Annotated in this window: 5 protein-coding genes; 1 reads left to right on the forward strand and 4 read right to left on the reverse strand. The window is 38.1% G+C overall.

The genetic code is table 11. The features are described from left to right. Nucleotides 1-194 precede the first annotated feature (194 nt). The 4 genes from E1163_RS22555 to E1163_RS22570 are packed head-to-tail and all read right to left on the reverse strand — an operon-like array spanning nucleotide 195 to nucleotide 2,909. Nucleotides 195-836, reverse strand: coding sequence for a response regulator transcription factor (locus tag E1163_RS22555; protein ID WP_155174736.1), 642 nt, complete (start codon nucleotides 834-836; stop codon nucleotides 195-197). Next, nucleotides 829-1,593 (reverse strand): sensor histidine kinase, encoded by a 765-nt coding sequence (locus tag E1163_RS22560; protein WP_155174737.1) that lies wholly within the window; start codon nucleotides 1,591-1,593, stop codon nucleotides 829-831. Before E1163_RS22560 ends, E1163_RS22555 begins: the two co-directional genes overlap by 8 nt. A gap of 31 nt (nucleotides 1,594-1,624) precedes the next feature. Then, a complete protein-coding gene (locus E1163_RS22565) occupies nucleotides 1,625-2,272 on the reverse strand; it encodes a hypothetical protein (protein WP_155174738.1) in 648 nt (215 codons plus the stop codon). Nucleotides 2,273-2,276: 4 nt separating this feature from the next. After that, on the reverse strand, nucleotides 2,277-2,909 hold the full coding sequence (locus E1163_RS22570) for a hypothetical protein (RefSeq protein ID WP_155174739.1): 633 nt from the start codon (nucleotides 2,907-2,909) through the stop codon (nucleotides 2,277-2,279). 279 nt (nucleotides 2,910-3,188) lie between these two features. On the opposite strand from E1163_RS22570, the gene E1163_RS22575 reads away from it, so the two are divergent. Beyond that, nucleotides 3,189-3,371, forward strand: coding sequence for a pinensin family lanthipeptide (locus tag E1163_RS22575; RefSeq protein ID WP_155174740.1), 183 nt, complete (start codon nucleotides 3,189-3,191; stop codon nucleotides 3,369-3,371). Nucleotides 3,372-3,653: the final 282 nt, after the last annotated feature.

Consider the following 3,653-nt stretch of genomic DNA (forward strand, 5'->3'; position numbering starts at 1 on the left):
TGCAAAGAGGTGAAAATAAGAAACTACCATAAAACAAAAATCCCCAAAGAACCTTGTTCTAAGGGGATTTTCGTTGTCTATAGTTGGCTTTAATTGAAACTAAGGTAGAGCTTCTTTAGTAATCCTGAAAGTTGGCCGCGTCCAAACCACTAAATAGCTGATGAACTGCAGAATAAAGGGATTAACTTCATATTTCAGATTTTGTACAAGTCGTGTTTTATAGCATAAAGCACCAGACCGACCCGGCTCTTCACCTGAAGCTTCTCAAATAATGATTCTCTGTACCCATCTATGGTTTTAGGGCTCAGAAACATATCACCGGCTATTTCTTTATAGGTTTTCTCGGTACAAGCCAGCTTGAGGAACTCTATTTCCCTGTCCTTTAAAATAACTTCCGGCGCCTCAGCCTTGTGCAAAGAACTTAAAACCGTGCTGGTGATCTTTTCAGAGTAGTAAAAACCTTTATGGATTACGTCATTGAGCGCACCATGAAATGTCTGCGGATGAATATCCTTAAGCAAATAACCTTTGGCACCGGCCCTTAGCATTTTAATAATAGTACCTTCGTCATCATCCATAGATAATGCCAGCACTTTGATATCCGGATGGTCTTTATTGAGCATATGCATGGTTTCAATACCATTAAGCACAGGCATATTAATATCCATCAGGGCAATATCAGGAGCTATTTCATCCTTTTCAAGGTGTGTAAGCAATTCTCTTCCATTGTTCACCTGATACAGGACCTTGAAATTATCAAAGGTGTTTACCAGGTTCTCCAGAGCCTGTGCAAACAACAAGTGATCATCAACAATTACAACAGAATAATCATGCATAGCTTTTCTGCGTTAGGTTATATTCTAGTGTTAACTCTACCCCTTTGTTTTTTTCAGAAGCCATGCTGTATTCAGCGCCAATAAGCTTTGCACGGCTTTTCATGTTAATAAGCCCCGCTCCTTTGATGACTTCCTCATGGTCAAAACCTACTCCGTCGTCCTTAGCTGAAATTAATAATTTATTTGCTGAATATTCTAAATTTACATCCAAATGTTGCGCTTTGGAATGTTTAATTACGTTGGAAAAAAACTCCTGTAATATTCTGAACAAAATAATACCATCCTTTTGAGGTACATCGTGCTCTTCCCCTTTTACCGAAAGCCTGGCTTTCAGAAAGTTAAGTTTATTGAACCGCTCCAACTCCAGCTCGATCGACTGGACAAGCCCCATCTCTCTGATTATATCAGGATTTAGTGTTTTGGATAGTAACCTTATTTCTTTCAGGCAATCACCCAGAAGTTCGCTTACGTCAACAGTTTCTTCTTTATAACCACCCGGTAGTTTGGCCTGCAATATATTGAGCTGCATTCGTGCTACAGAAAGCAACTGTCCAATATTATCATGCAACTCCCACCCCATGTTTTTGAGTGCCTGCTCATGGATCTCCATCTGCGATTTAGCTATCTCCTCTTCAAACTTCTTTTCAGCCTGTATATATTTATTCTTTCTCGCCTGGAATGTTCCAAACAGAATAATAATAATCACGACTAAAACGATTAGTGTAATTGTGGCACCTAAAACAACATCATGTTCCATAAGCTTCCCATTCCAGCAATCTTACCTGAGCTTAATCGGCTAATTTTTTACTTACGATAAATCCGACACAGAAGCAACCATACATTACCAGGTTTAGAGTAAAGATAATAAAGGTCCATGTACCTGTAGAGCGAAACGCCGGAAGAAAATTTAAGCTTATGATGTATGGAATAATGGCAGTATAATAGAAAGCCAATCCGGCACTTATCCAAAACATAAGGTACTTTTGAAAATAAAGTACCTTCTCAGTATTTAAAATCTCTACCAGGAATAACCCAATAGAAGCTATAAGAAAGACTGCTCCCATAGTAAAGGTGTAAGAAGAAAATGCGGAAGTAGTCATCAATTTGTCAAGCCAAACAAAATTTATGGTAATTGATATAAGAAAAATGATCAGAAATGCCAGTATCCATAATTTATACTTTTTGGATTTAACTGTTCGGTGGTAAAGCAGCAAAAGGTATATATACTGAACTGAGGTGAGCAGGTTATAAACAAAGTTATTCTGTATACTTACCTCATAGATTTTAAGGAACCACATGGTAAACTCTACCCCGGTGATCAGCCATAATAAAAATAAAAAGTACCTCAAGAATGTATGAGAGTACTTTTTATAATATATTGAGCCGATTATCGCAGATGAAAGCTCAAGAAATTTTATCAGCCCAAATAGTGTCATTTATTTAATTCGATTCTGTTACAACTTCGTTTTTCGGACAGTTTGGCTCACACATTTCACCCATATTGGCTACAGAGCTTTCCGTTCCTTCTACAGAACGCGCCATCATAGCAGCTTCTGCAGTGTCTTTATCCGTAGATCTTCTTTTGCCATTCACGATAATGTCATGAATAGGTAAGGGCACGCCGTCATCGCCTATGTGTAATGGGTCAAAAGCTATATGGTCACCTGATTTCTTGTCGTAGTAAGTCGGCACATAGATGTAAGTTTGATAACCGCTATGCTCTCCGGATGCATCATCTTCCGGGTATGCCACATAGTACATCCTTATACCAGATACTTCTATACCTGCTTTTCTGGAAGCATGTTTCAGGTAAGCAATATAGTTCTCATAAAATTCCAGGGAATGCCAACCATACCGGGCATCTTCCTTTCCGCCTCTAAACTCTGTAACTACATCAAAACGCTCCTGATAGGCTTTAAACATTTCATGAGCCCTCTCCAGCGTAATTGTCTCTTTTGGTTTTTCCTTACTTGGTCTATCGCCGCCGTCTGGTTTATCATCGCAGCCGTATGCTATTAAAAGTATTAACACCACAGACGATACAAGGATCAGTCTATTTACTTTGTTTTTCATGGTTTTAGTCATTTAAAATAGGTTAGGAGATTTAAGTAAATTTTAAAATTAAAAACTGAAATTATAAAAAATACTTCAAGAGGAATAGCCGGTCAATTCAAAAAGGGGGATTTTCCCCACTTTACCTTAAAAGTCAGAAACTCAATGAAAATGCAAATATTTTGCATTTTCAACAAATACCTTACATGTGTAAGTCTTAGGGCAAAACTTATTACACTTCCCATATCTTATTTCCTAACTTGGCGCCATGCTAAAACCAACTAAAAACAATTTATAATTATGAAAGACAAGAAAATAAAACTTGAAGATTTAAAAGTTCAAAGTTTCATTACGCGTCTTAATGATGAGGCATCTGTTATTGCTAAAGGAGGTGCTACCGGCTTCCTTTGCGGAGGTGGTGCATCTATTAAAATAGCGTGTTTATCACAAGGAGCGCAGATTTGCAGCGACGACTCTTGCTAAAAATTAAAATATCTCTCAGGCACTAACCAGCCTTGTACCCAAAGGCGCCTGAAGAGGTCTTTACCTTACCATAGTAAACCCTGATCACCTAAACCGAATTTGGCCATCCGTTCTAAACCTAAACAAGATGGTCAAATTCAACCCTCTCCTACTTTTAATTTCCTCATAATAGCTCGGAAATCTCTTAAGCAGACTGGAAGTAAGCTTGCAACCATATTAGTAAGCCTCTTATTGGATCATGTAAAACCTGTAGAGTAAATGGATTGGAAAGTAAAGCAAGTA

Source organism: Fulvivirga kasyanovii (genome assembly GCF_009711405.1).
GTDB classification, from domain to species: Bacteria; Bacteroidota; Bacteroidia; order Cytophagales; family Cyclobacteriaceae; genus Fulvivirga; species Fulvivirga kasyanovii.

Coding starts and splice junctions, on each gene's coding strand:
- E1163_RS22575 (WP_155174740.1), top strand. CDS start 3,189: ATGAAAGACAAGAAAATAAAACTTGAAGATTTAAAAGTTCAAAGTTTC.
- E1163_RS22565 (WP_155174738.1), bottom strand. CDS start 2,272: ATGACACTATTTGGGCTGATAAAATTTCTTGAGCTTTCATCTGCGATA.
- E1163_RS22570 (WP_155174739.1), bottom strand. CDS start 2,909: ATGAAAAACAAAGTAAATAGACTGATCCTTGTATCGTCTGTGGTGTTA.
- E1163_RS22560 (WP_155174737.1), bottom strand. CDS start 1,593: ATGGAACATGATGTTGTTTTAGGTGCCACAATTACACTAATCGTTTTA.
- E1163_RS22555 (WP_155174736.1), bottom strand. CDS start 836: ATGCATGATTATTCTGTTGTAATTGTTGATGATCACTTGTTGTTTGCA.